Source organism: Nocardia sp. NPDC060220, assembly GCF_042727815.1.
In the GTDB taxonomy this organism is placed as follows: Bacteria; Actinomycetota; Actinomycetes; order Mycobacteriales; family Mycobacteriaceae; genus Nocardia.
The window spans coordinates 1-2531 of sequence record NZ_JBHWZY010000932.1; the positions used below are offsets into that span (position 1 = coordinate 1).

The 2531-nt window shown below is 70.9% G+C and carries 2 protein-coding genes; one reads left to right on the top strand and one right to left on the bottom strand.

Features of this window, described 5'->3' with window-relative positions:
* Positions 1-137 precede the first annotated feature (137 nt).
* Positions 138-1013: a hypothetical protein gene (locus tag ACFWF3_RS31885; protein ID WP_379317505.1), complete on the top strand. Its 876-nt coding sequence runs from the start codon at positions 138-140 to the stop codon at positions 1011-1013.
* A gap of 68 nt (positions 1014-1081) precedes the next feature.
* Here the strand turns inward: ACFWF3_RS31885 and ACFWF3_RS31890 are convergent.
* Positions 1082-2531, bottom strand: a 1450-nt coding sequence (locus ACFWF3_RS31890) for a carboxylesterase/lipase family protein (RefSeq protein ID WP_379317506.1), incomplete at its 5' end; no start/stop codon positions are given.

Here is a 2531-nt window from a genome sequence, read left to right on the forward strand (position 1 = left end):
GGCACCTGATCGACGGGACGGCCGCGAACCGCCACTTCGCGGCGGACCCTCCTCGAGGTCGGGTCGTACGGGGTTGGGAAGGCCGGCGTCGGTACCTGCGGCAGCAGCGGGTGCTCGAGCAGCGGAAGGATGAGGGGATGAACGGCAACAGGCGGCGCGCGCGTGCCGAGATCGTGGATCCGGCGGCGATCGCGCAGGTCGCGGTGGCGGGCTCGATGCCCGCGACGCTGCGGGGGGTCGGTGAGCAGGCGCTGGTCGCGGTGCGGCGTTGGGCCGACCCGCGCGAACGGGAGCTGCGCCGTCGGCGCCGGGTACGCAGGCGCAGTTTTCAGCTCGGCACCGCCTCCGGTATCACCACGGTCGGCGCGGTCGGTCTTGCCGTGATCTCGGCGCCCGTCTGGGCGGTCGTGGTGATCGGTGGTGGCGCCATCGCCTTCGTCACCGGTACTGCTCTCAGCGCCCGCCGCTACCTGGAGTTGCGCAACAAGCCCTTACCCCAGGCGGCTTTCGTCGCCCGCAAGTCGCCCGGCCTGCGATCGGCCGCGCGCGCCCCTATCCAGCGCCTGATCCGTGCCGAACGGGCGCTCTACGACCTCGGCGCCCAGATCGCGCGCACCCGCCGCCTCCCCGAAGACGAACTGCGCGACCTGCTCGAGACGGCCCGCTCCGGCGCGGCCGCCCTGCACGCGCTCGCCACCGACGTCGTCGCCATGGAACAGGCCGCCGACACCGTCGGCCGCGCCAACCCCGACACCGTCGCGGCGCTGAAAACTACTGTCGCCGGCGTGCTCACGCGCCTGGAGACCGGTGTGGTCGCGTACGAACAGCTCGTCGCCGCCGCGGCCCGCATCCTCGCGGTCCCCGAGGACTCGGTCCTGGCGTACCAGTTCAACGGCATCGTCGCCGATCTTCGTGAAGCCGCCGACCGCCTCGACGGCTGGGCCCAAGCGCTCACCGAGATGGCCGACCAGGGCCCCGACTTGTTCGCCGGCGGAACGGATTCCGTCCGCTAGCCCCTCTCGGACCACCGCGACTTCCGGTCGGCACGCCGGTTCGGGACGCGGCGTGCCGACCAGGAGGATCAGGCTGGGGCGATGGCCTTGCGCAGGGCCGCGAGTTCGGTGGCGCGGGGATCGGTGACGGTGGCGGACTCGGGGTTGTCGAAGATCCGGACGTTCTTCTCGTCGGTCGTGAACGGGGCCCAGCCGGTGGTGCCGTCGGTGGCGAAAGCGACCCAGGCGGCGTGGATTTCGTCGGCCAGCGCCTGAGGTGGGGTGGGTCCGGTCAGGGTATGGGCGTCGTCGATGGTGTCGAAGACGAACGGGACCTCCAGGACGTGGCAGGCGCCGAGGCCGGGAAGTCCGGTGGGCCAAGCGAATTCGTACACATGGGTGGGGACGGTGGCGGCGCAGGCTTCGGCGAAGTCGTAGGTGCCGGAGCGGAAGCTCATGTCGGTGAGGACGGCGTTGAAGATCTCGGCGGGGGTGGCATCCGGGCGCTCTGTCGAATAGACCTGGGCGACAGCGGGATCGATGCCGTAGCGGGTGAGGACGAACGGCAGGGTGTCGGTGGTGATGGCGGCGGCGAGCCCTGCCGGGACGGTGAAGAAGCGGAACTCGTCGGCGGTGGTGCCCGCGATCAGGGGGACCGCGCGATCCGAATGGGCGCGCAGCACCTCCGTCGGCGGGCCCGCGACGATGTCGTCGTCGATCACCGGGAACAGGCTCATGATGCCGCCGCCCAGCTGGATCACCGAGTCGCCCCACCGCTGCGGATCGGGGTCGGTCATCACGGCCAGCGCGACGGCGTTCTGCGCCGTGCGCAACTCGTCCGGACCCAGTTTCCCGAAATCCTGCGCGGTAGGCGAGATTCCGAGCTCGGCGGCCAGCGCGGCCGACACCTTGCGCGCGTCCTCGGGATCGGCGGCGACCGCACCGTTGCCGCTCTGCATGATCGCCCGGCGGAACAGCCCGGCCGTCTGTGGTGCGGCGATCAGCGCCGCCACACTCATCGCGCCGGCGGACTCACCGAAGATCGTCACATTGTCGGGGTCGCCACCGAAGGCGGCGATGTTCTCGCGCACCCAGCGCAAGGCGAAGATCTGGTCGTGCAGACCGCGATTGGACGGTGCGCCCTCGATCTCGGCGAAGCCAGACACCCCGAGCCGGTAGTTGATCCCCACCATCACCACGCCGTCGCGCGCGAACGCCGACCCATCGTAGATTGCCCGCGCGTTCGACCCGCGGACGAACGCGCCACCGTGAATCCACACCAGCACCGGTAGGCCCGAAGCGGCGGAGTCGGGCGTCCACACGTTCGCGTTGAGGTACTCGTCGCCAGGGATACCGTCACTGCCGATGAGGGCGTGGATCGGCGCGGGATACGGCGTCTGTGCGCAGGTGGCGCCCATTTCGGTCGCGTCTCGCACGCTTTCCCATGCGGGCGCGGCCTCGGGCAGCTGGAAACGTTTCGGCCCGACCGGCGCCGCCGCGTACGGCACCCCGAGAAAACGGGTGATCCCGGCCTCGGTG

What these genes read in the sequence shown, in the direction of transcription:
- ACFWF3_RS31885 (WP_379317505.1), top strand. Translation starts at nt 138, where the DNA reads ATGAACGGCAACAGGCGGCGCGCGCGTGCCGAGATCGTGGATCCGGCG.